Origin of the sequence: Bradyrhizobium sp. CCBAU 51745 (assembly GCF_028128715.1) — a bacterium.
Lineage (GTDB): Bacteria > Pseudomonadota > Alphaproteobacteria > Rhizobiales > Xanthobacteraceae > Bradyrhizobium > Bradyrhizobium manausense.
Window position 1 is genome coordinate 255,638 of the sequence record NZ_LBJP01000091.1, and the last position, 19,623, is coordinate 275,260.

Consider the following 19,623-nt stretch of genomic DNA (forward strand, 5'->3'; position numbering starts at 1 on the left):
GAGCGAGGCGATCATGCAATTCGCTCTGAACGAGGATCAGATCGCGGTTCGCGACATGGCGTTGGCGTTTGCGGCGGAGAAGATCGCGCCGCATGCGCTACGCTGGGACGAAGAGAAGCATTTCCCGGTCGATGTGATGCGCGAGGCCGCAACCCTCGGCATGGGCGGCATCTACATCCGCGACGATGTCGGCGGCTCCGCCATGACGCGGTTCGACGCCGCGTTGATCTTCGAGGCGCTGGCGACGGGCTGCCCGACCACCTCGGCCTTCATCTCCATCCACAACATGGCGTCATGGATGATCGATGCCTTCGGCAGCGACACCCAGCGCCATCAATGGTTGCCAAAACTTTGCTCGATGGAGCTGATCGCGAGCTACTGCCTGACCGAGCCGGGCGCCGGCTCCGATGCAGCGGCGCTGCGGACGCGCGCAGTGCGCGACGGCGATCACTACGTCCTCAACGGCCAGAAGCAGTTTATCTCCGGTGCTGGCGGCACCGATCTCCTGGTCGCGATGGTGCGCACCGGCGGTGATGGCCCGGGCGGCATCTCGACCCTCGTCATCGACGGCAAGACGCCGGGTGTTTCCTTCGGCGCCAATGAGCGCAAGATGGGTTGGAACGCGCAGCCGACCCGCGCCGTGATGTTCGAGAACGCCCGCGTGCCTGTTGCCAACCGCCTGGGCGAGGAGGGGGTCGGCTTCAAGATCGCGATGGCCGGCCTCGACGGCGGCCGCCTCAATATCACGGCGTGCTCGCTCGGCGGCGCACAGACGGCGCTGGACAAGGCGCGCGCCTACATGAAGGAGCGCAAGGCGTTCGGAAAACGTCTGGACGAATTCCAGGCCTTGCAGTTCAAGCTCGCCGATATGGCGATCGAGCTTGAGGCCGCGCGCACCTTCCTGTGGCGGGCCGCGGCCGCATTGGATCGCAAGGACCCCGACGCCACCATGCTGTGCGCGATGGCAAAACGCTTCGGCACCGATGTCGGCTTCGAGGTCGCAAATCATGCGCTGCAGCTGCACGGCGGCTACGGCTACCTCAGCGAATACGGCATCGAGAAGATCGTGCGCGATCTGCGTGTGCATCAGATCCTCGAAGGTACCAATGAAATCATGCGGCTCATCGTGGCGCGCAAACTGATCGAGGGCGCGCGATGAACGAAGCGGAGGAGGGCGATCTGGTCGCCCGCGTCGAGGGCGGGGCTGGCGTGATCAGGCTGAATCGTCCCAAGGCCATCAATGCCGTCACGCTGGAAATGTTTCGCGACATCGAGAAGGCACTCGACCGCTTCGAGAGCGATCCCACCGTCGCCGTGATCCTGCTGGAAGGCGCCGGTGAGCGTGGCCTGTGCGCCGGCGGCGACATCCGCACGCTCTGGGAAAGCTCGAAGGCTGGCGGCGATCTCGGCAAGATCCTGTGGCGCGAGGAATATATCCTCAACGCCCGGATCAAGAAGTTTCCAAAGCCCTATGTCGCTTTCATGGACGGCATCGTCATGGGCGGCGGCGTCGGCTTGTCCGCGCATGCCAGCCATCGGGTCGTTACGGATCGCACGAAGCTGGCGATGCCGGAGGTCGGGCTCGGCTTCTTTCCCGATGTCGGCGGCACCTATTTGTTGTCGCGCTCGCCCGGCGAGATCGGCACGTTCTTCGGCCTGACCGGCCAGACCATGAACGGGCCGGATGCGATCCACGCGAGATTTGCCGATTGGGTGGTTCCTGCAGCAAAATTGCCGGAGTTGCGCGGGGCGCTGACCAAGGTGCGCGCGGGCGCGACCGCGGCTGATATCAGCAGGCTCATCAACCGTTTTGCGACCGGCGAGACCGCGGGGCCGGTCGCGGCAAAGGAGCCGGTGATTGATGCGTTGTTCGGCTTCGACCGCATGGAAGACATCTTTGCCGCGCTCAAGCGCGACGGCTCGGACCTTGCGTTGGCAACGCTCAAGACGCTCAATGAAAAATCGCCGCGCGGCATGGTGGTGACGCTGAAGCTGCTGCGGCTGGCGCGCACCGCGTCGAGCCTGGAAGAATGCCTGGTGCGGGAATATCGCGCCGCGAATGAGGTCTTCCGCAGCGATGATTTCCGCGAGGGCGTGCGTGCCGCGGTAATCGACAAGGACCGCAACCCGACCTGGTCGCCGCCGCGCATCGAGGATGTGACGCCGGAGATGCTTGCACCGTATTTTGCCGAGATCGGCGCCGACGAGCTCAAATTCAACCAATAACGATCGAAGTGGAGGAAACGACAATGGCTACGATCGCATTCATCGGTCTCGGCAACATGGGCGGCCCGATGGCGGCCAATCTGGTCAAGGCCGGCCACAAGGTCGTGGCCTTTGACCTCGTCGAGGCCTCGCGCAGCCAGGCCAAGGCCGATGGCGCCAGCATCGCCGACAGTGCGGCGGGCGCGGGGAGAGGCGCCGATGTCGTCGTCACCATGCTGCCGGCCGGCAAGCACGTGCTCGCCGTCTGGAACGAGGTCGTACCTGTCATGACCAAGGGCGCGCTGATCATCGACAGCTCCACCATCGATGTCGAGAGCGCGCGGGCCGCCCATGCGCTCGCAGCCAAACACGGTGTACTTTCGGTCGACGCGCCGGTGTCCGGCGGCACCGGTGGCGCCAAGGGCGCGTCGCTCACCTTCATGTGCGGCGGCGAGGAGGGCGCGTTCGCGGCAGGAAAGCCCGTGCTGGAGAAGATGGGCAAGAAGATCGTGCATTGCGGCGGCGCCGGAGCTGGCCAGGCGGCCAAGATCTGCAACAATATGATCCTCGGCATTTCCATGATCGCGGTGAGCGAAGCTTTTGCGTTGGCTGAGAAGCTCGGCCTCTCGCATCAGGCGCTCTTCGACGTCGCCTCGACCTCGTCGGGCCAGTGCTGGTCGCTGACGAGCTATTGCCCGGTTCCGGGCCCGGTGCCGACCTCGCCGGCCAACAACGACTACAAGCCGGGCTTCGCCTCGGCGCTGATGGTGAAGGACCTGACCCTGGCGCAGGATGCCGCCAAGGCAGCCGGCGCGGTGACGCCGCTCGGCAAACATGCGCAGGAGATTTACCGGTCTTTCGACGCAGCCGGCCATGGCGGGGTGGATTTTTCCGGAATTATCAAGCACGTTAGGGAGCTGGCCGGGAAATCTTGATGACGACATTTCAGGAAGCGCGCGCGTTTCTGCTTCAGCACCGCACGGATTACGAGACAGCGGTCAGGGATTTCCGCTGGCCCGATCCTGATCCCTTCAACTGGGCGCTCGACTGGTTCGACGCCGAGCTGGCGACGAATGCGGAGAGCAAGGATCGGCCCGCGCTCTGGATTGTCGATGCTGCGCAGGACAAGCAGACGAAACTGTCCTTTGCGGCGCTCTCGCAGCGCTCCAACCAGGTCGCCAACTTCCTCCGTGCGCAGGGCCTGAAGCGCGGCGATCATCTCCTGCTGCTGCTCGGCAATGTGGTTCCGTTGTGGGAGACGATGCTCGCCGCAATGAAGCTCGGCGTCGTCGTGATCCCCGCGACCACGCTGCTCACGGCCGACGAGCTGCGCGACCGGCTCGATCGCGGCAGGGCGAAGGCGGTGGTGGCTGCACAGGATCAGGTCGCGAAGTTTGCCAGCCTTGGCGTCGATGGTGTCGCGCGCATCGTTGTGGGCGAGACGTCCGAGGGCTGGCTCGCTTACGACGAAGCGGCGAAGGCGCCTGTGAGTTTCACGCCCGACGGCCCGACCAACGCTGACGACCCGATGCTGCTCTATTTCACCTCGGGCACGACGGCAAAGCCGAAGCTGGTGCGGCATAGCCAGCGCAGCTATCCGGTCGGGCATCTGTCGACCATGTACTGGATTGGGCTAAAGCCCGGCGACGTCCATCTCAACATCTCCTCGCCCGGCTGGGCCAAGCACGCCTGGAGCTGCTTCTTCGCGCCGTGGAATGCGGGTGCGACCGTGTTTGTGGTCAACCAGCCGCGCTTCGACGCGAAGGGCCTGCTTGCCACCGTCGGCCGCTGCGGCGTCACCACGCTGTGCGCGCCGCCGACGGTGTGGCGATTGTTCATCCAGGAGAACCTGTCCTCGTTCAAGGTTGCCTTGCGCGAAGCCTGCGGCGCGGGCGAGCCGCTCAATCCTGAGGTGATCGACCAGGTTCAGGCCGCCTGGGGTCTGACCATCCGCGACGGCTATGGCCAGACCGAGACGACTGCGCTTGCCGGCAACTCGCCTGGGCAAAAGATCAAGGTTGGTTCGATGGGCCGGCCGCTGCCGGGCTACCGTGTGCAAGTCAGCGACGCCGACGGCCATCCAGCCAAGGAAGGTGAGGTGGCGCTGCTGCTGGGCGCTGCTCGTCCCGCCGGCCTGATGCAAGGCTATCAGGGCGACGACGGTAAGCTGTCGGGCGCGGAAGGCCAGCTCTATCGCAGTGGCGATGTCGTCTTCGCAGACGAGGACGGCTATCTCACCTTCGTCGGCCGCTCCGACGACGTGTTCAAATCCTCCGACTATCGCATCAGCCCCTTCGAGCTCGAGAGCGTGCTGCTCGAGCATGAGCTCGTCGCGGAAGCCGCGGTGGTGCCGAGCCCCGATCCCATCAGGCTCGCGATTCCCAAGGCCTTCGTGCTGCTGACCGCGGGCGCCGAGCGGACACCGGAGACGGCGCTTTCCATCTTCAAGCACCTGCACACCCGGCTTGCGCCGTTCAAGCGCATCCGCCGGCTGGAAATCGTCTCCGAGCTGCCGAAGACGATCTCTGGCAAAATCCGCCGCGTGCAGCTACGACGGCTCGAACGCGACAACGATCGCGACGATCCGCTGCGCGGCCGGGAATTCCGCGAGGAGGATTTTCCGGAGCTGCCGAGAACAAGAAGTGAGACTTAGGTGAAGCTTGTCATTCCGGGGCGTGCGGAGCACGAACCCGGAATCCATTCAGCAACAGCGCTGCGGCATAATGGATTCCGGGTTCGATGCTGCGCATCGCCCCGAAATGACGGTATTTGGAGTTACCAATGAACCAAATCTGGAAGAAGCCGCCGATCACGCTTCAGGCCTATCAGGCCCTAGTCGGCAAGGAGATCGGCGTGTCGTCCTGGCACCTGATCGACCAGCCCCGCATCGACGCCTATGCCGACGTGATCGAGGATCACCAGTTCATCCACGTCGATCCCGAGAGGGCAAAGCAGGAGACGGCGTACGGCACCACCATCGCGCACGGCTTTCTGACGATGTCGCTGCTGTCAGTCATGTCCTATGAGGTGATGCCGGTCATCGCCGGCACCACGATGGGCGTGAACTACGGCTTCGACAAGCTGCGCTTCATCTCGCCGGTGCGTTCCGGAAAGCGCGTCCGCGGTCGATTTTTGCTGGCCGAGGCCAAGCTGCGCAAGCCCAACGAATTTCAGACCCGCACCAACGTGACGGTGGAGATCGAAGGCGAGGAAAAGCCGGCGCTGGTCGCCGAGTGGCTCGGCCTGACCTATTTCGCCTGACTTGAGGCGTCGTTGCCGGGCTTGACCCGGCCACCCATCGCTGCTCAAAAGCCTGTCGATTTTGATAGATGGCCGGGTCAAGCCTGGCCATGACGGTCTAACATCCAGGAAGCGCACTCATGGCAATCAGGTTCGACGGACGCGTCGCCATCGTCACCGGCGCGGGCAATGGTCTCGGCAAGGCGCACGCGCTGGGCCTCGCCAGCCGCGGCGCCAAGGTCGTGGTCAACGATTTCGGTGGCGCGCGTGACGGCACCGGAGGCTCGCTGTCGCCGGCAGAGGCCGTGGTCGAGGAGATCCGCAAAGCCGGCGGCACCGCCATGGCCGACGGCGCCGACGTCTCGAATTTCGAGCAGGTAACCACCATGGTCGAGCGCGCCACCAAGGAGTGGGGCAGCGTCGACATCATGTGCGCCAATGCCGGCATCCTGCGTGACAAGTCGTTCGGCAAGATGGAAGCAGCCGACTTCCAGAAGGTGCTCGACGTGCATCTGGTCGGTACTTTCTATTGCTGCAAGGCGGTGTGGGCCGGCATGCGCGACCGCAACTACGGCCGCATCGTGCTGACCACGTCCTCCTCCGGCCTCTACGGCAATTTCGGCCAGGCCAATTACGGCGCGGCCAAGTCGGGCATGGTCGGGCTGATGAATGTGCTCGCGGAAGAGGGCCGCAAGAACAACATCCGCGTCAACATCATCTCGCCGACCGCCGCGACCCGCATGACGGAAGAGCTGCTGCCGCCGCAGGCGCTGCAACTGATGAAGCCGAACGCGATCACGCCGGCGGTCGAATACATGCTGAGCGAGGACGCGCCGACCCGCACCATCATGGGTGCCGGCGCCGGCTCCTTCGCCGTGATCAAGATCGTCGAGAGCGAAGGCATCAACCTGCCCGAGTCCGACTGGACCCCGGACGCGATTGCGGCGCATTTCGCCGAGATCAGCGACATGTCCAAGGCCAAGGCGCTTGCCGGTGCGTTCGAGCAGACGCAAAAGTATGTCGCGCAGGCAGCAGTGCGGGCGGGGATCAAGCTCTGACCGACGTCGCCGTCATCGGTGCCGGTCCCGCCGGGCTGATGGCGGCGGAGGTGCTGGCGCAAGGCGGCGCCCGCGTCACCGTCTACGATGCCATGCCGTCGGCCGGCCGCAAATTTTTGATGGCGGGCCGGGGCGGGCTCAACCTCACTCACAGCGAGCCGCTGGCGGATTTCCTCCCGCGTTACCGGGAGGCGATGCCGCACTTGCGCGCCGCCGTCGAGGCGTTCACGCCCGACGCGCTGCGCGACTGGAGCGCGGGCCTCGGACAGCTGACCTTCGTCGGCAGCAGCGGACGGGTGTTTCCAAAGACGTTCAAGGCCTCGCCATTGTTGCGCGCCTGGCTCCGGCGGCTCGATGCGGCGGGTGTGCAGTTCGCCTTTCGCCATCGCTGGATCGGTTGGGACGCGGAGGGACGGCTCAAGCTTCGCGCGCCGGACGGCACGCTTGCCATCGCCGCTGGTGCAACGGTGCTCGCACTCGGCGGTGCGAGCTGGCCACGTTTGGGCTCCGATGGCGCTTGGGTCGATATCCTGGCTGCAAAAGGTATTTCCATCTCGAAGCTTCGGCCAGCCAATTCCGGCTTCGCGGTTGCATGGTCCGATGTCTTCCGCAATCGTTTTGAAGGCCAGCCGCTCAAGGGCGTGGCGCTGACGGTCGGTCCGCACACTGTGCGCGGCGAAGCCATGATCACGCGCAGCGGCATCGAAGGCGGCGCGATCTACGCACTGTCGGCGGAGCTGCGTGAGGCGGTGCTGGGGATCGGGCAGGCGACGCTGACGATCGCGCTGCGGCCGGATCTCGGCACCGCCGCGCTGACCATGCGGCTGTCAGGCACGCGCGGCAAGCAGTCGCTCGCAAACTTCCTGCGCAAGGCGGCGCAATTGTCGCCCGTCGGCATTGGTCTGATGCAGGAGGCGGCGATCGGATCAGGCCGGCAGCTGGCCTCGTTCTCGCCGGCGGAGCTGGCGCATCTGGCGAATGCGATTCCGCTTCAGCTGACCGGCGTCGCGCCGATCGAGCGCGCGATCTCGACTGCGGGCGGGATTGCCTTCGACGAACTCGACGATCACTTCATGCTGCGCAAGCTGCCCGGCGTGTTCGCCGCTGGCGAGATGCTGGATTGGGAAGCGCCGACCGGCGGCTATCTGCTGCAGGCCTCGTTTGCGACAGGTGTGGCGGCGGGCAGGGGTGTATTGGCGTGGCTCGCCCAGTTGCAGAAATCGTAGGGTGGGCAAAGGCGCGAAGCGCCGTGCCCACCATCTTCGCAGTTACGACGAGAAGTCGTGGGCACGCTTCGCTTTGCCCACCCTACGGCAGCGTGCCCTACCGCAGCTTCCCGCGCGCAGCCACCGGCAGCGTGCCGATGATCTCATCGCCGCGCACCATCACCACCTCGTCCATCATATTGACGACGACGCAGACATGGTTCGGCACGATGCGGACGACGTCGCCGACGTTCGGCCGGGTGTTGCTGCGCGAGAGGTCGAGGAAGCCGTGCTCCTCGGCGAATTTTGCGATTCTGGCTTCGGGATGCTCGAGGATCAGGCCGTGGCCGTCGAGCCCGCCGGTGTCTGATGTCAGCGTCTTCGAGCCGGCATCGAGAATGCCGCGCTCGGGAGCCGCGCGGCTCACCACGGTCGAATAAATATGCAGCGCGCAATCGTCCCAGCTGGCGACGCCGGCTGCGACCTGCATGCGGTCGTTGTAGATGTAGGTGCCGAAGCGATGCTCGGTGCCGCCCTTGAGCTTGCCGATATTGACGAGGTTGGGCGTGCCGCCGGTCGAGACGATTTTTGCGTCCAGCCCGTGCGCGCGTACGCCGGCCAGCGCCTCATCGTAGAATTTCTGCGCATCGGCCCAGCCGGTCTCGGTCGGATATAGCATGAAGCCGGCGAACTCGAGCCCCTTGGACGCGGCGATCTCGCGCGCCAGCGCGATCGCTTCCGCCGGCGTCTCGACGCCCGCGCGCTTGCGACCCGTGTCGCATTCGACCACGACCGAGAGCGGACGGCCCGACGCCTCGGCGGCCTTCGGCAAGCCCGCAACGACCGTCGAGTTATCGGCCGCCACGGTCATCCTGGTCTTGGCATTGAGCGCGCCGAGCCGCGCCATCTTCTCTTCGCCCAAGAGATTGTAGCTGATCAGGATGTCGTCGATCCCGGCATTGGCCATGATCTCGGCCTCGCCGATCTTCTGGCAGGTGATGCCCTTGGCGCCGGCCGCGACCTGCATCTTCGCAATGGTCGGGTTCTTGTGGGTCTTGATGTGCGGGCGGTTGGCGATCCCGGCGTCGTCGCAGGCCTTCTGGATCCGGGCAATGTTGCGCTCGACCTTGTCCATGTCGATGACGGCACAGGGCGTGCCATATTCGCGGGCGATCTTTGCAGCAAGGGTCGTTGTCATGGGTTAAGCCTGTTCTATCTCTTCGCGAAGCATTTCAAGTTCGAGCCAGCGCTCTTCGGCGGCTGACAATTCTTCATGCGCCTTGGCGATGGCGGCGGATGTGTCGTCGAATGTCTTGCGATCCCTGGCGTACAGATTTGGATCGTCGAGCACGCGCTGCAGCCTGGCGATGTCGGCGTGCAACGTCTCCATCTTCTGCGGCAGCGTCTCCAGCGCGTGCTTCTCGTTGAAGCTCAGCTTGCGCTTGGGCGTGGCAGTGGGGGCCGCAGCACGCTCCTCTTTCTTCTCCGCTGGCGCCTGCGCCTTGGCCGTCTCGCGCTTCAGGTCCGCACCGCGCTGCGCCAGCATGTCGCTGTAGCCGCCGGCATATTCGATCCACTTGCCGTCGCCGTCGGGCGCGATCACCGAGGTGACGACGCGGTCGAGGAAGTCGCGGTCATGGCTGATCAGGATGACCGTGCCCTCGTAATCGCCGAGCATCTCCTCGAGCACGTCGAGGGTTTCGAGATCGAGATCGTTGGTGGGCTCGTCCAGCACCAGCAGGTTGGACGGTTTCGCCAGCGCGCGTGCCAGCATCAGCCGGCCGCGCTCGCCGCCCGAGAGCACCTCCAGCGGGGTGCCGCGCTGCTCCTGCGCGAACAGGAAGTCCTTCATGTAGCCGACGACGTGCTTGGGCTTGCCGCCGACCATGACGTGGTCGCCGCGGCCGCCGGTCAGCGCTTCCGCGAGTGTCGATTTGGGATCGAGGCTTTCGCGGTGCTGGTCGAGCGTGGCCATCTCCAGATTGGCGCCGAGCCGCACCGTGCCGGTGTCAGGCTGCATGCCCCCGGTGAGCAGATTGACCAGCGTGGTCTTGCCGGCGCCGTTTGGCCCGATGATGCCGAGCCGGTCGCCGCGCTGGATGCGGGTGGAGAAATTGTCGACGATCACGCGATCGCCAAACGACTTGGTGATCCCCTTGGCCTCGATCACCAGCTTGCCGGATTGCTCGGCTTCCGCCGCGGCGAGACTGGCGGTGCCGGCGGTGCCGCGATAGTTGCGGCGCTGGTCGCGCAGCGCGTGCAGATTGGCGAGCCGCTTGACGTTGCGCTTGCGCCGGCCGGAGACGCCGTGGCGCAGCCAGTGCTCCTCGTCGACGATCTTGCGGTCGAGCTTGTGCTGGTCGCGCTCTTCTTCCGCCAGCACCTCGTCGCGCCAGCTCTCGAACGAGGCAAAGCCGCGATCGATCTGCTTGATCTTGCCGCGGTCGAGCCAGGCGGTGGAACGCGAGAGATTGGTGAGGAAGCGGCGGTCGTGGCTAATGATGACCAGCGCGCTGCGCCGGGAGTCGAGCTCCTTTTCCAGCCACTCGATGGTGGAGAGGTCGAGATGGTTGGTCGGCTCGTCCAGCAGCAGGATGTCGGGCGAGGGCGCCAGCACCCGCGCGAGCGCGGCGCGGCGCGCCTCGCCGCCGGAGGCGTTCGCCGGGTTCTCGTTGCCGGTCAGCCCAAGCTGCTCGATCAGGTAGCGCGCCTGATAGGGGTCGTCGCCGGGCGCGAGACCGGCCTCGACATAGGCGAGCAGGGTCTTGTGCTCGCCGAAGTCAGGCTCCTGCGGCAGATAGCGAATGGTCGCACCCGGCTGCACGAAGCGCGTGCCGTCGTCGGGCTCGACCAGGCCAGCCGCGATCTTCAACAGCGTCGACTTGCCGGAGCCGTTGCGGCCGATCAGGCAGACGCGCTCCGATGGCGCGACATTGAGCTCGACGCCCGACAGCAGTGGCGTGCCGCCGAAGGTCAGCTTGATGTCCTTGAGTTGGATCAGCGGCGGCGCCATCGTCAGCCCTGGCTCGTAGCAGCCTGATCGGCGCGGCGGCGCTGGATCCGGCGCAACGTCTGGTCGAGCGCCGAGAGGAAAGCGGATCGGTCGCGCGGCGCGAACGAGCGTGGGCCCCCGGTGACCTCGCCGGCCGAGCGCAGATCCGTCATCAGATTGCGCACCGCCAGTGTCATGCCGATCGATTCCTCCGTGAACGGCTTGCCGTTCGGCGCGATCACGTCGGCCCCCGCCTTGACGCAGCGGCTCGCCAGCGGAATGTCAGACGTGATGACGACGTCGCCGGGCCTCGCCCGCTCTGCGATCCAGTCGTCGGCCGCGTCCATGCCGGCGCCGGCAGCGATGCGTTCGATCAGGGGCTCCTGCGGCACGCGGATAAAATTGCCGGCGACCACGCTGACGGGCACGCCGTGCCTGAGCGCGACGCGATAGATCTCGTCCTTCACCGGGCAGGCGTCGGCGTCGACATAGATGCGGGTGGAAGTGTCTGTCATTGGCCGCGTGGTACCGCATTCGGGCCGCAAAGGCGAGGGGATTGACCCCTGTTCCCCGGAGCCTACGATCAGCCCTGAACAACAAGAATATTGGGGAAGCCAAGCCATGCCGAACCGGCTCGAAACCTGGCGCGTCGAGGCCTACAACACCGCCAAACAGTCCGAAAACAAGATGCACGACGACGCGGTGGCGCGCCGCTTCGGCTTTGCCGGCGGGCTGGTCCCCGGCGTCGATGTCTTCGCCTACATGATGCACGTGCCGGTGGCGCGCTGGGGCCGCGATTTTCTTGCCCGCGGCCTGGTCGAGGCCCGCTTCATCAAGCCGGTTTATGACGGCGAGGTCGCGGATGTGGACGCCACCGAGCACAACGGCCTGCTGACGATCGAGGTGTTCAGCCGCACCGAACTCTGCGCCACTGGAACGGCCTCGCTGCCGGCGGCAGCGCCTGCGGTGTCACTAGGCGACTATGTCGAAGTGCCCGCGATCGCCGAGCGCAAGCCGGTCAGCCCTTCGACCTTTGAAGTCGGCAAGTGGCTGGGCACGGCGCCGCGCCGCTGGGCCGGGCAGGCGGCGAGCGACTATCTCGCCGACATCAGGGAGACGGATCCGATTTTCGTGCGTGAGGGCCTCGGCCATCCCGGCCTGATCCAGCGTGTGATGAACCGCGTGCTGGTCGACAACACCATCCTCGGCCCATGGATCCATGTCGGCAGCCGCATGCAGCTGCTGTCGACCGCACGCATCGGCGACGAGATTGTCGCGCGGGCGAAGGTCACTGCGAATTACGAGAAGAAAGGCCACCGCTTCGTCGAGTTCGACGCGCTGGTCGTGGCCAACGGCACGACGCCGATTGCACGCTGCCAGCACATTGCGATCTACCAGCCGCGCGAGCAGGCGGCGGCGTAGCACAGGAAGAGGCAAGCGCGTCAAATCAAATACGGTGTCATGCCCCGCGAAGGCGGGGCATCCAGTACGCCGCGGCCCTTCGGTGAATTACTGCTGTCTCGGAGTACTGGATCGCCCGGTCAAGCCGGGCGATGACAGCATTCTTGTGGAGGCGGAAGGGCAGCCTTACGCCGCCTTCCGCTTCGCATCCTGGATTGCGCGCCACACCCGCTCCGGGGTTAGCGGCATGTCGATGTGCTTGATGCCGTAGTCGGAAAGCGCATCGAGCACGGCGTTGACCACCGTCGACAGGCTGCCGGCGCAGCCGGCTTCGCCGCAGCCCTTGCTGCCGAGCGGATTGGTCGTGGCCGGCACCGGATGATCGCCGACCGTCATGTTGGGCACGTCCTCCGCGCGCGGCAGGGCGTAGTCCATCAGCGAGCCCGTGATCGGCTGGCCGCTCTCGTCGTAGCGGACGTGCTCCATCAGCGCCTGGCCAATGCCCTGGACCACACCGCCATGGAGCTGGCCCGCGACCAGCATCGGGTTGATCACCGTGCCGAAATCGTTCACCGCGCTGTAGCGCACGATCTGCACCACGCCGGTGTCCGGATCGATCTCGACTTCGGCGACATGGCAGCCGTTCGGAAAAGCCGAGGGCACCGGCTCGCTGGTGTGATCGACGTCGAGTGAGTCAGGCACGCCATCGGGCACCTTGCCGTCGTGAAGCTTTCTGGCAAGCTCCATGATGTCGATGCTGCGGTCGGTGCCGGCAATGGTGAAGCTGCCGTCTGCGAACTCGATGTCGGCCTCGGAGGCCTCCAGCAGGTGCGCGGCGGCGCGCTTGCCCTTCTCGACGACGAGCTTGGCGGCCTCGACGATCGCCATGCCGGTTGCCGTGATCGAGCGCGAGCCGCCCGTGCCGTTGCCGGTGTGGACGATGTCGCTGTCGCCCTGGACGAGCTTCACGCTCTCGAAGGGAACCCCTAACTGCGCGCAAAGCACCTGTGCGAACGGGGTGGCATGGCCCTGGCCGTAGTCGAGCGTACCGGTGATGAGCTGCACAGTGCCATCAGGATCGAACACGATCTTGCCGAGCTCGACGCCGGGCGGCGCGGTGACCTCGAGATAGGAGCCGACCGCGATGCCGCGCAGCTTGCCGGCCTTCTTGCTCTCCTTCTTGCGCTTGGGGAAGTTCTCGTGGTCGGAGATCTCGAGCGCCTTGTTGAACACGGCCTGGAAGTCGCCGCTGTCATAGGTGACGCCTGACGAGGCCGGGAACGGCATCTGGTTCGGCTTGATGAAGTTGCGCTTGCGCAGGGTCAGCCGGTTGATGCCCATCTCGTCGGCGGCGCGGTCGATCAGCCGCTCCATGTAGTAGTTGGCCTCGGGCCGTCCGGCGCCGCGATAGGCCCCCATCAGCGTCGTGTTGGTCAAGACCGTCTTGATGTCGATCGCCATCAGCGGCGTGCGGTAGACGCTGGAGAAGTTCTTGCCGGTGTTGAGCGAGAGCGGGCTGGGCGCAACGCCGGTGATATAGGCGCCGAGATTGCCGTAGCCGGACAGTTTTGCTGCGAGGAAGTGCCCTTCGGCATCGAGCGCCAGCTCGGCATGGATCTTCTGCGCGCGGCCGTGGCTGTCGGAGAGGAAGCTGGTCGAGCGCTCGTCGAGCCACTTCACCGGGCGCCCGAGCGCCTTCGCCGCGTACAGGATGCACATATACTCGGGATAGTTGACGTTCTTCATGCCGAACGAGCCGCCGACATTGGCAGTGAGGATGCGCACCTTCTCGTTCGGCACCTTCAAATTCTTGGCGAGGTTGGCGCGGTTGCCCGCAACGCCCTGCGTCGGCATCTGGATGGTGTAGCGCTCGGTGGCCTTGTCGTACGAGGCAAGCCCGACGCGCGGTTCCATCGACACCACGGCGACACGGGTGTTCTCGATGTCGATCCTTGTGACATGGGCGGCGCTGGCGAAGGCCGCGTTCACCTTCTCGGTGTCGCCATAGTGATAGTCGAGCGCGACGTTGTTGGGGATGTGGTCATAGAGCTGCGGCGCGCCGGGCTTGGCAGCTTCCTCGGGATCCGTGACCGCCGGCAGCGGCTCGATATCGAGCTCGACCGCCTCGGCCGCATCGCGGGCCTGGGCCAGCGTTTCCGCCACCACGAAGGCGACGGGATCGCCGACGAAGCGCACCTTGTCGGTGGCCAGCGGCTGGCGGTTGGTCTGGATCAGGGGCGAGCCGTCACGGCTTTTCAGCGGCAGGCCGCAGGTGAAGGGGCCGTAGCCCGCGGCATTCAGATCCGTCCCGGTCCAGACGCCGAGCACGCCCGGCATCGCCTTGGCGGCGTCGATGCCGATGCCGCGGATCACGCCATGGGCATGGGTGGAGCGGACGATCACGGCATAGGCCTGGCCCGGCAGGTTGAAATCGTCGGTGTAGCGGCCCTTGCCGCGCACCAGGGTGTCGTCCTCCTTGCGGCGGACGGGTTGCCCGACGCCATATTTTTGCAGTGCAATAGCGTTTTCGAGCGTGGACGATTTGGTGTGTTCTTGCATGGGAATTGACCTGAAAAGCCGGCAATTGCGCGTTTTGGGGGGCGCCTGAAGGGCCGGACCCTGCAAAAATAGCCCACGGTCCCGTTCACGACAACGCACGAATGGACATGGTCCTATGTGATGCGATGTTGCGCATGTCAGCCGCGCTGCTAATGTTTCAGGCGAAAAATCAATTCCGGATCGGCCCCTTAGGGGCCGTGGAAAGACAGTTTGTATGAATGACCACACGCGGCTCCGCGACGGCCATGTAAGCCAACATGGGCCGCACGGCGAGCTGGAGGGGTCGATGGCGGCGGTGGCGTTGGCCATCGAGCCTGCGGTCCCTGCGCGGGCACCGGGAACCGGAGTCTATGCGGCGCTGGACCTCGGAACCAACAATTGCAGGCTCCTGATCGCCTGTCCGACCCACGACGGCTTTCGCGTGGTCGATTCCTTCTCGCGCATCATCCGGCTCGGCGAGGGCGTCTCGGCCACGGGGTGCATCAGCGAGGCCGCGATCGATCGCGCCATCGCCGCGCTCAGCATCTGCCGGGACAAGATCAACCTGCGCAAGGCCAAGCGGCTGCGGCTGATCGCCACTGAAGCCTGCCGCGCCGCCTCGAATGCGGAAGGTTTTCGCAGCCGCGTCGCGGCCGAGACCGGTATCGAGCTCGAGGTGATCGACCGCGAGACCGAGGCCTCGCTCGCCATGCTCGGCTGCTCGCCGCTGGTCGATCCCAGGGGCCGCGGCGCCATCCTCTTCGACATCGGCGGCGGCTCGACCGAGCTGGTGCGGATCGAGCGCGATCCCGCCAATCCGGAGCCGCGGATCAAGGCCTGGATGTCGATCCCGCTTGGCGTCGTGACACTGGCCGAGCAGTTTGGTGGTCGTGACGTGACGCCGGAGATCTATGCCGCGATGGAGCAGGAGGTCGCGGGTCACGTTGCGCCCTTCGCCGCGGAGCACGGCCGCGATCTCACCGACATGCATCTGCTCGGCACGTCGGGCACGGTGACGACGCTCGCCGGCATCCATCTCAATCTCGTCCGCTACGACCGTCGCCGCATCGACAGCATCTGGATGAACGATACCGACATCACCGCGACCATCAACAAGCTGCTCGGCATGAGCTACGAGGACCGCGCGGGCAACAGCTGCATCAGCGTCGAGCGCGCCGATCTGGTGCTGGCAGGCTGCGCCATCCTCGATGCCATCAGGCACGCCTTCCCGCTGCCGCGCCTGCGCGTCGCCGACCGGGGCCTGCGCGAGGGCATGCTGGTCGAGATGATGCGCGAGGACGGCGCGCTCAGGAGCTGGTGAGATGGCGAAAGACACCACCGGCCGCTTGCACGTTCAGGTCAAGACCGGCGGCAAGCGCAAGCTGTCGTCGAAGCTGTGGCTGGAGCGGCAGCTCAACGATCCCTATGTCGCCAAGGCGAAGGCCGCGGGCTATCGCTCGCGGGCGGCGTTCAAGCTGCTCGAGATCGACGACAAGTTTCGGCTGCTGAAGCCAGGCATGGCCGTGGTCGATCTCGGCGCTGCGCCCGGCGGCTGGAGCCAGATCGCCGCCAAGCGCGTCGGCTCGGTCGACGGCAAGGGCAAGGTCGTCGCGATCGACCTGCTGGAGATGCCTGAAATCCCCGGCGTCGACTTCGCCCAGCTTGACTTCATGGACAATGCCGCGCCGGAAAAACTCACCGCGATGCTGGGCGGCGGCGCCGATGTCGTGATGTCCGACATGGCCGCCAACACCACCGGCCACCGCAAGACCGACCAGCTCCGCATCGTCGGCCTGGTCGAGACGGCGGCAGCCTTTGCCTGCGATGTGCTCAAGCCCGGCGGGACGTTTTTGGCCAAGACCTTCCAGAGCGGTGCCGACGCCGATCTGCTCGCGCAGCTCAAGCGCGACTTTGCGACGGTGCGACATGTCAAGCCCGCCGCGAGCCGGCAGGATTCCTCCGAGCGCTATGTGCTGGCGACCGGATTTCGCGGTGCAGCGAGGAGCGAGGCTTAGGCGGGGCACGTCCCTTCCTCTCAGAAGCCGTACTTCATCGCGCCGCGCACCCGTTGGCTCTCGATCCCCCTCACCGAACTCGTCAGCAGATATTCGAGATCGAGGCTGAGCGCGCCGCCGACCTCGGCCCGCAAGCCAAGCCCGCCGGTGAGTGTGTCACGCGCCGTGGACGTGCCTGAGATCGAGTAGTTGGAGCTCAGGCCGACGAGATCGACATAGTTCAGGCCCTGCACGTAGCCTCCGTCGAAGGCGTGCCGCCATTCCGCGCGCGCGGTTGGCGTCAGCACACCCCAGCTCTGCAGCACTGGGTAGGTGAGGCGGCCGCCGAGCACGCTGGCGATGCTCGTCGTCGTCATCCTGTCGTAGCCCAGTGCCCAGGTGCCCGAACCGGTCTCGGCGTAACCCTCGAGCGCGGCTCTGACGAGGTCAAGCCGGCCATAGGAGGAGAGCTTGAGGCGGTCCCATTGGGAGATGTCGCTGACCCCGACCGTACCGAACACGTCGTTGCCCGAGCGTGTTCCTGCTAGCATGACGTTGCAGTCGTTCGACCAGCGCTTGCTGTCGAAGCGGAGGACGCCATAGCCTCCGGCGATGTCGAGATAGGTGCGCGGCAGGAAGCGCCAGCTCGCGTAGAGCGTCGCATCGAAATTGCGTGCATCGACCCGCGAGCCGTCGCTGCCGATCTCGCTCCGATCGAGGCCGAAACCGAGCGCGGCGCCCGCCTTCAGTCCATCCGTGATGTGGCGGTCGAAGCCGAGCGTCAGGCCCGAGGAGGTGAAGCGATTGTCGAAGCTGTCGTCGCTGCGCAGACGGCCGAAGCCGACAGTGCCGGAGGCCCAGACATGGAACGGCAGCGCATTGGTCTTGTTGAGCGCGTCCATCGCTTGCGGCAGCGCCGCCGAGAGCTGGCTGATGGCGCGGCCGGCGTCGCTCTGCGTCGCGGGACTGTGAATCGGCAGGTCACTGTCATAGGCAAGGGCTGATGCCGCATCCGCCTGGCTGTTGAGCGCGGCGGCCGTGCGGTTGCCACCGAGGCCGCCCGCGGAGGCGACCATTCCGTTTGCAGCTCCGCTCCGAGAAGCCTGACTATTGCTGCCGCCGGCGTGCGCCTCGCCGTCGCCCTCATCATGCAGCGCCTCGAAACGGCTGAAGACGTTGTCGATCTGGGTCTGGCCGAACCGCACGGCACTCGACGCCTGGGAGCCGACCAGCCCACGCACCGTCGCGTCGCCGGTCGGATCGGAGCGGCCCACGGTCAGTGTGATCGCGCTCGAGGTCGCCCCCGCATTTTTGCTATCGCCCGCATACACGGCCGTGATCGAATGTGCACCCATCGCCAGGGCCGGCGTCGTGAAAATCGCAGTCGTGCCCGACAGGGTCGCGGTCCCCAAAACGGCCGTGCCGTCCTTGAACGTGACGGCGCCGGTCGGCGAAATTGCGCTCGACAGCGTCGCGGTGAGGGTGACCGATTGCGCGGCGGCAGGTGATGTCGTCGCGCTCGAGACCGAGAGCGTCGTTGCCGCCTTGACGACCGGCATTGTGGCTGCCGCCGACCTCACAGAGGCATTGTTGATGTCGCCATTGTAGATCGCGGTGAACGTGTGCGAGCCCAGTGGATAAGAGGAGAGCATCAGGATGGCGCTCGAGCCCGAGAGGGCAGCGCTGCCGAGCTGTGTCGAGCCTTCGTAGAAAGTCACGGTGCCGGTCGGGGAACCTGCGCCAGTCACTGCCGCGACCACGGCGACCGACATGCCGTTGCTCGCGGCCGTCGAGGAGGCGTTGACTGCGATCGAGGGCGTCGCTCGTGTGACCGGTACTGTCGTCCCGCCCGTCGCGGGATTGTTGTTGGAATCGCCATCATAGCTCGCCGTGATCGTATGCGAGCCGACCGAAAGGTTGCTCAATGTCAGGCTGGCGGTCGTGCCCGAGACGGTCGCTGTGCCGATCGGGGTCCCGCCATCGTAGAATGTGACCGTTCCGGTCGGCGAGTAGCTGTTGCCCAACGTCGCGGTCAGCGTGAGCGGGCTGGCATAGGCGACCGGCGAAGGCGAGGGCGAGACGGAGAGCGACGGTGACGTCTTGTCGATCGTGAGCTGATAATAGAGGGTGAAACTCGCGCCCGTCGTAGAATCCGGCGGGTGGTTCGACGACCCGGTCAAGAAGGTGAAGAAGCCGGTGACCGTCCCTGCCGCGGTGGGCGTGCCAGTCAGCGAGAAGGAGCAGGTCTTCGAACCGAAAGGGTTGGTGGTGTTGGTGAAAGTGATGCCGGGAAAATTGTTGAACCCCCAGGCCTGTGGGTTGCACGAGACGGTGTCGGTATAGACCGTGACGGATTGGGAATATGCCGTACCGACCGTTGCGTTCGGCAGCATCCGATCTGCACGGGCGGTGCCTTGCATGATGAAGAACGCGAAGATGGCCAGCATCGTGGCGAAGCTTGACTGCCTCAACCGAAGCCGGTTGCGGCGCGCAAGCATATCGAAATAAAAAGAGATCATTCTACCCGCCCCCTCGTTCGGACCCAGGCCGAGCATTCGTTTCGGCGGACCCGCCAGGGGCGGGATGTGCGGCCTTCGAACGGCCTGCAAATTCGCGCGACACACGACCTTGCGTGTCTGGATCGACTGATGCCCAGTTAGGCGAAGGGCGGGGAATCCACCATCAACGCGCGTTGATGCTGGAGATTGGGCCGGCTTGCTCCACATTCGGTGTCGGCGCCAGCCAGGTCAGTCGCACAGCTCCGATATCGCCGATTGCCCGGCAGCCGTATGGGCTGCGAAGGCGCGCTGGAGGATCGTCAAGGCGACGACGTGAACGAAGAGAAATGCGGCGGCTACGGCCAGCAGCCAGGCCGTTTCGTTCTGGGCTGGGCGCCGGCTGGTCAACCTGGCGCGCGCAGGACTGCTTGCATCGATCATGTCTGGGCCTCCTGATCACTGGTGAAAATCGTCCGGTGTGCGTGAGATTCG

16 protein-coding genes are annotated in these 19,623 nt (G+C 65.5%); 10 read left to right on the forward strand and 6 right to left on the reverse strand.

Annotation, left to right across the window (positions count from 1 at the left end; all coding sequences use genetic code 11):
• Nucleotides 1-13 precede the first annotated feature (13 nt).
• The 7 genes from XH98_RS34035 to XH98_RS34065 all read left to right on the forward strand — a co-directional run bounded on the left by XH98_RS34035 (nt 14) and on the right by XH98_RS34065 (nt 7,729).
• Nucleotides 14-1,159, forward strand: coding sequence for an isobutyryl-CoA dehydrogenase (locus XH98_RS34035; protein ID WP_271603123.1), 1,146 nt, complete (start codon nt 14-16; stop codon nt 1,157-1,159).
• Nucleotides 1,156-2,226, forward strand: coding sequence for an enoyl-CoA hydratase/isomerase family protein (locus XH98_RS34040; RefSeq protein WP_271621163.1), 1,071 nt, complete (start codon nt 1,156-1,158; stop codon nt 2,224-2,226). The genes XH98_RS34035 and XH98_RS34040 overlap by 4 nt, the downstream gene beginning before the upstream one ends.
• 23 nt (nt 2,227-2,249) lie before the next feature.
• Nucleotides 2,250-3,140, forward strand: coding sequence for a 3-hydroxyisobutyrate dehydrogenase (gene mmsB, locus XH98_RS34045; protein ID WP_271621164.1), 891 nt, complete (start codon nt 2,250-2,252; stop codon nt 3,138-3,140).
• Entirely contained in the window at nt 3,140-4,858 is a 1,719-nt protein-coding gene (locus tag XH98_RS34050) for an AMP-binding protein (RefSeq protein WP_271621165.1), read from the forward strand. The genes mmsB and XH98_RS34050 overlap by 1 nt, the downstream gene beginning before the upstream one ends.
• Nucleotides 4,859-4,986: 128 nt before the next feature.
• Nucleotides 4,987-5,466, forward strand: a complete 480-nt coding sequence (locus XH98_RS34055; protein WP_271621166.1) for a MaoC family dehydratase — start codon at nt 4,987-4,989, stop codon at nt 5,464-5,466.
• A 119-nt stretch (nt 5,467-5,585) separates the two neighbouring features.
• Nucleotides 5,586-6,503, forward strand: coding sequence for an SDR family NAD(P)-dependent oxidoreductase (locus XH98_RS34060; protein ID WP_271621167.1), 918 nt, complete (start codon nt 5,586-5,588; stop codon nt 6,501-6,503).
• Nucleotides 6,500-7,729 carry an NAD(P)/FAD-dependent oxidoreductase gene (locus XH98_RS34065; RefSeq protein WP_271621236.1) on the forward strand — a complete coding sequence of 410 codons (1,230 nt, stop codon included), beginning with the start codon at nt 6,500-6,502 and terminating at the stop codon, nt 7,727-7,729. Before XH98_RS34060 ends, XH98_RS34065 begins: the two co-directional genes overlap by 4 nt.
• Nucleotides 7,730-7,826: 97 nt before the next feature.
• On the opposite strand, the gene XH98_RS34070 is transcribed toward XH98_RS34065, so the two are convergent.
• From XH98_RS34070 to XH98_RS34080, 3 genes are read right to left on the reverse strand one after another with little or no spacing between them, the layout of a single operon-like run.
• Entirely contained in the window at nt 7,827-8,906 is a 1,080-nt protein-coding gene (locus XH98_RS34070; RefSeq protein WP_271603117.1) for a D-TA family PLP-dependent enzyme, read from the reverse strand.
• Between the two features lie 3 nt (nt 8,907-8,909).
• Entirely contained in the window at nt 8,910-10,721 is a 1,812-nt protein-coding gene (locus tag XH98_RS34075) for an ABC-F family ATP-binding cassette domain-containing protein (RefSeq protein WP_271621168.1), read from the reverse strand.
• A gap of 2 nt (nt 10,722-10,723) precedes the next feature.
• On the reverse strand, nt 10,724-11,215 hold the full coding sequence (locus XH98_RS34080; protein WP_271621169.1) for a YaiI/YqxD family protein: 492 nt from the start codon (nt 11,213-11,215) through the stop codon (nt 10,724-10,726).
• A 106-nt stretch (nt 11,216-11,321) separates the two neighbouring features.
• On the opposite strand from XH98_RS34080, the gene XH98_RS34085 reads away from it, so the two are divergent.
• Nucleotides 11,322-12,122 carry a hypothetical protein gene (locus XH98_RS34085; protein WP_271621170.1) on the forward strand — a complete coding sequence of 267 codons (801 nt, stop codon included), beginning with the start codon at nt 11,322-11,324 and terminating at the stop codon, nt 12,120-12,122.
• Between the two features lie 165 nt (nt 12,123-12,287).
• On the opposite strand, the gene XH98_RS34090 is transcribed toward XH98_RS34085, so the two are convergent.
• A complete protein-coding gene (locus XH98_RS34090) occupies nt 12,288-14,660 on the reverse strand; it encodes a xanthine dehydrogenase family protein molybdopterin-binding subunit (RefSeq protein WP_271621171.1) in 2,373 nt (790 codons plus the stop codon).
• A gap of 214 nt (nt 14,661-14,874) precedes the next feature.
• On the opposite strand from XH98_RS34090, the gene XH98_RS34095 reads away from it, so the two are divergent.
• Both XH98_RS34095 and XH98_RS34100 read left to right on the forward strand, forming a co-directional pair.
• Nucleotides 14,875-15,960, forward strand: a complete 1,086-nt coding sequence (locus tag XH98_RS34095; RefSeq protein ID WP_271603113.1) for a Ppx/GppA phosphatase family protein — start codon at nt 14,875-14,877, stop codon at nt 15,958-15,960.
• 1 nt (nt 15,961) lies between these two features.
• Nucleotides 15,962-16,654: an RlmE family RNA methyltransferase gene (locus XH98_RS34100; RefSeq protein WP_271603112.1), complete on the forward strand. Its 693-nt coding sequence runs from the start codon at nt 15,962-15,964 to the stop codon at nt 16,652-16,654.
• A 20-nt stretch (nt 16,655-16,674) separates the two neighbouring features.
• Here the strand turns inward: XH98_RS34100 and XH98_RS34105 are convergent, their stop codons facing one another.
• The gene (locus XH98_RS34105; RefSeq protein ID WP_271621172.1) at nt 16,675-19,152 is read right to left on the reverse strand and encodes an autotransporter family protein; all 2,478 of its coding nucleotides are present in this window, start codon (nt 19,150-19,152) and stop codon (nt 16,675-16,677) included.
• A gap of 228 nt (nt 19,153-19,380) precedes the next feature.
• Entirely contained in the window at nt 19,381-19,572 is a 192-nt protein-coding gene (locus XH98_RS34110; protein WP_271621173.1) for a hypothetical protein, read from the reverse strand.
• Between the last annotated feature and the right edge of the window lie 51 nt (nt 19,573-19,623).

Coding starts and splice junctions, on each gene's coding strand:
- XH98_RS34070 (WP_271603117.1), bottom strand. CDS start 8,906: ATGACAACGACCCTTGCTGCAAAGATCGCCCGCGAATATGGCACGCCC.
- XH98_RS34055 (WP_271621166.1), top strand. CDS start 4,987: ATGAACCAAATCTGGAAGAAGCCGCCGATCACGCTTCAGGCCTATCAG.
- XH98_RS34080 (WP_271621169.1), bottom strand. CDS start 11,215: ATGACAGACACTTCCACCCGCATCTATGTCGACGCCGACGCCTGCCCG.
- XH98_RS34105 (WP_271621172.1), bottom strand. CDS start 19,152: ATGATCTCTTTTTATTTCGATATGCTTGCGCGCCGCAACCGGCTTCGG.
- mmsB (WP_271621164.1), top strand. CDS start 2,250: ATGGCTACGATCGCATTCATCGGTCTCGGCAACATGGGCGGCCCGATG.
- XH98_RS34095 (WP_271603113.1), top strand. CDS start 14,875: ATGAATGACCACACGCGGCTCCGCGACGGCCATGTAAGCCAACATGGG.
- XH98_RS34060 (WP_271621167.1), top strand. CDS start 5,586: ATGGCAATCAGGTTCGACGGACGCGTCGCCATCGTCACCGGCGCGGGC.
- XH98_RS34110 (WP_271621173.1), bottom strand. CDS start 19,572: ATGATCGATGCAAGCAGTCCTGCGCGCGCCAGGTTGACCAGCCGGCGC.
- XH98_RS34085 (WP_271621170.1), top strand. CDS start 11,322: ATGCCGAACCGGCTCGAAACCTGGCGCGTCGAGGCCTACAACACCGCC.
- XH98_RS34075 (WP_271621168.1), bottom strand. CDS start 10,721: ATGGCGCCGCCGCTGATCCAACTCAAGGACATCAAGCTGACCTTCGGC.
- XH98_RS34050 (WP_271621165.1), top strand. CDS start 3,140: ATGACGACATTTCAGGAAGCGCGCGCGTTTCTGCTTCAGCACCGCACG.
- XH98_RS34040 (WP_271621163.1), top strand. CDS start 1,156: ATGAACGAAGCGGAGGAGGGCGATCTGGTCGCCCGCGTCGAGGGCGGG.
- XH98_RS34035 (WP_271603123.1), top strand. CDS start 14: ATGCAATTCGCTCTGAACGAGGATCAGATCGCGGTTCGCGACATGGCG.
- XH98_RS34090 (WP_271621171.1), bottom strand. CDS start 14,660: ATGCAAGAACACACCAAATCGTCCACGCTCGAAAACGCTATTGCACTG.
- XH98_RS34100 (WP_271603112.1), top strand. CDS start 15,962: ATGGCGAAAGACACCACCGGCCGCTTGCACGTTCAGGTCAAGACCGGC.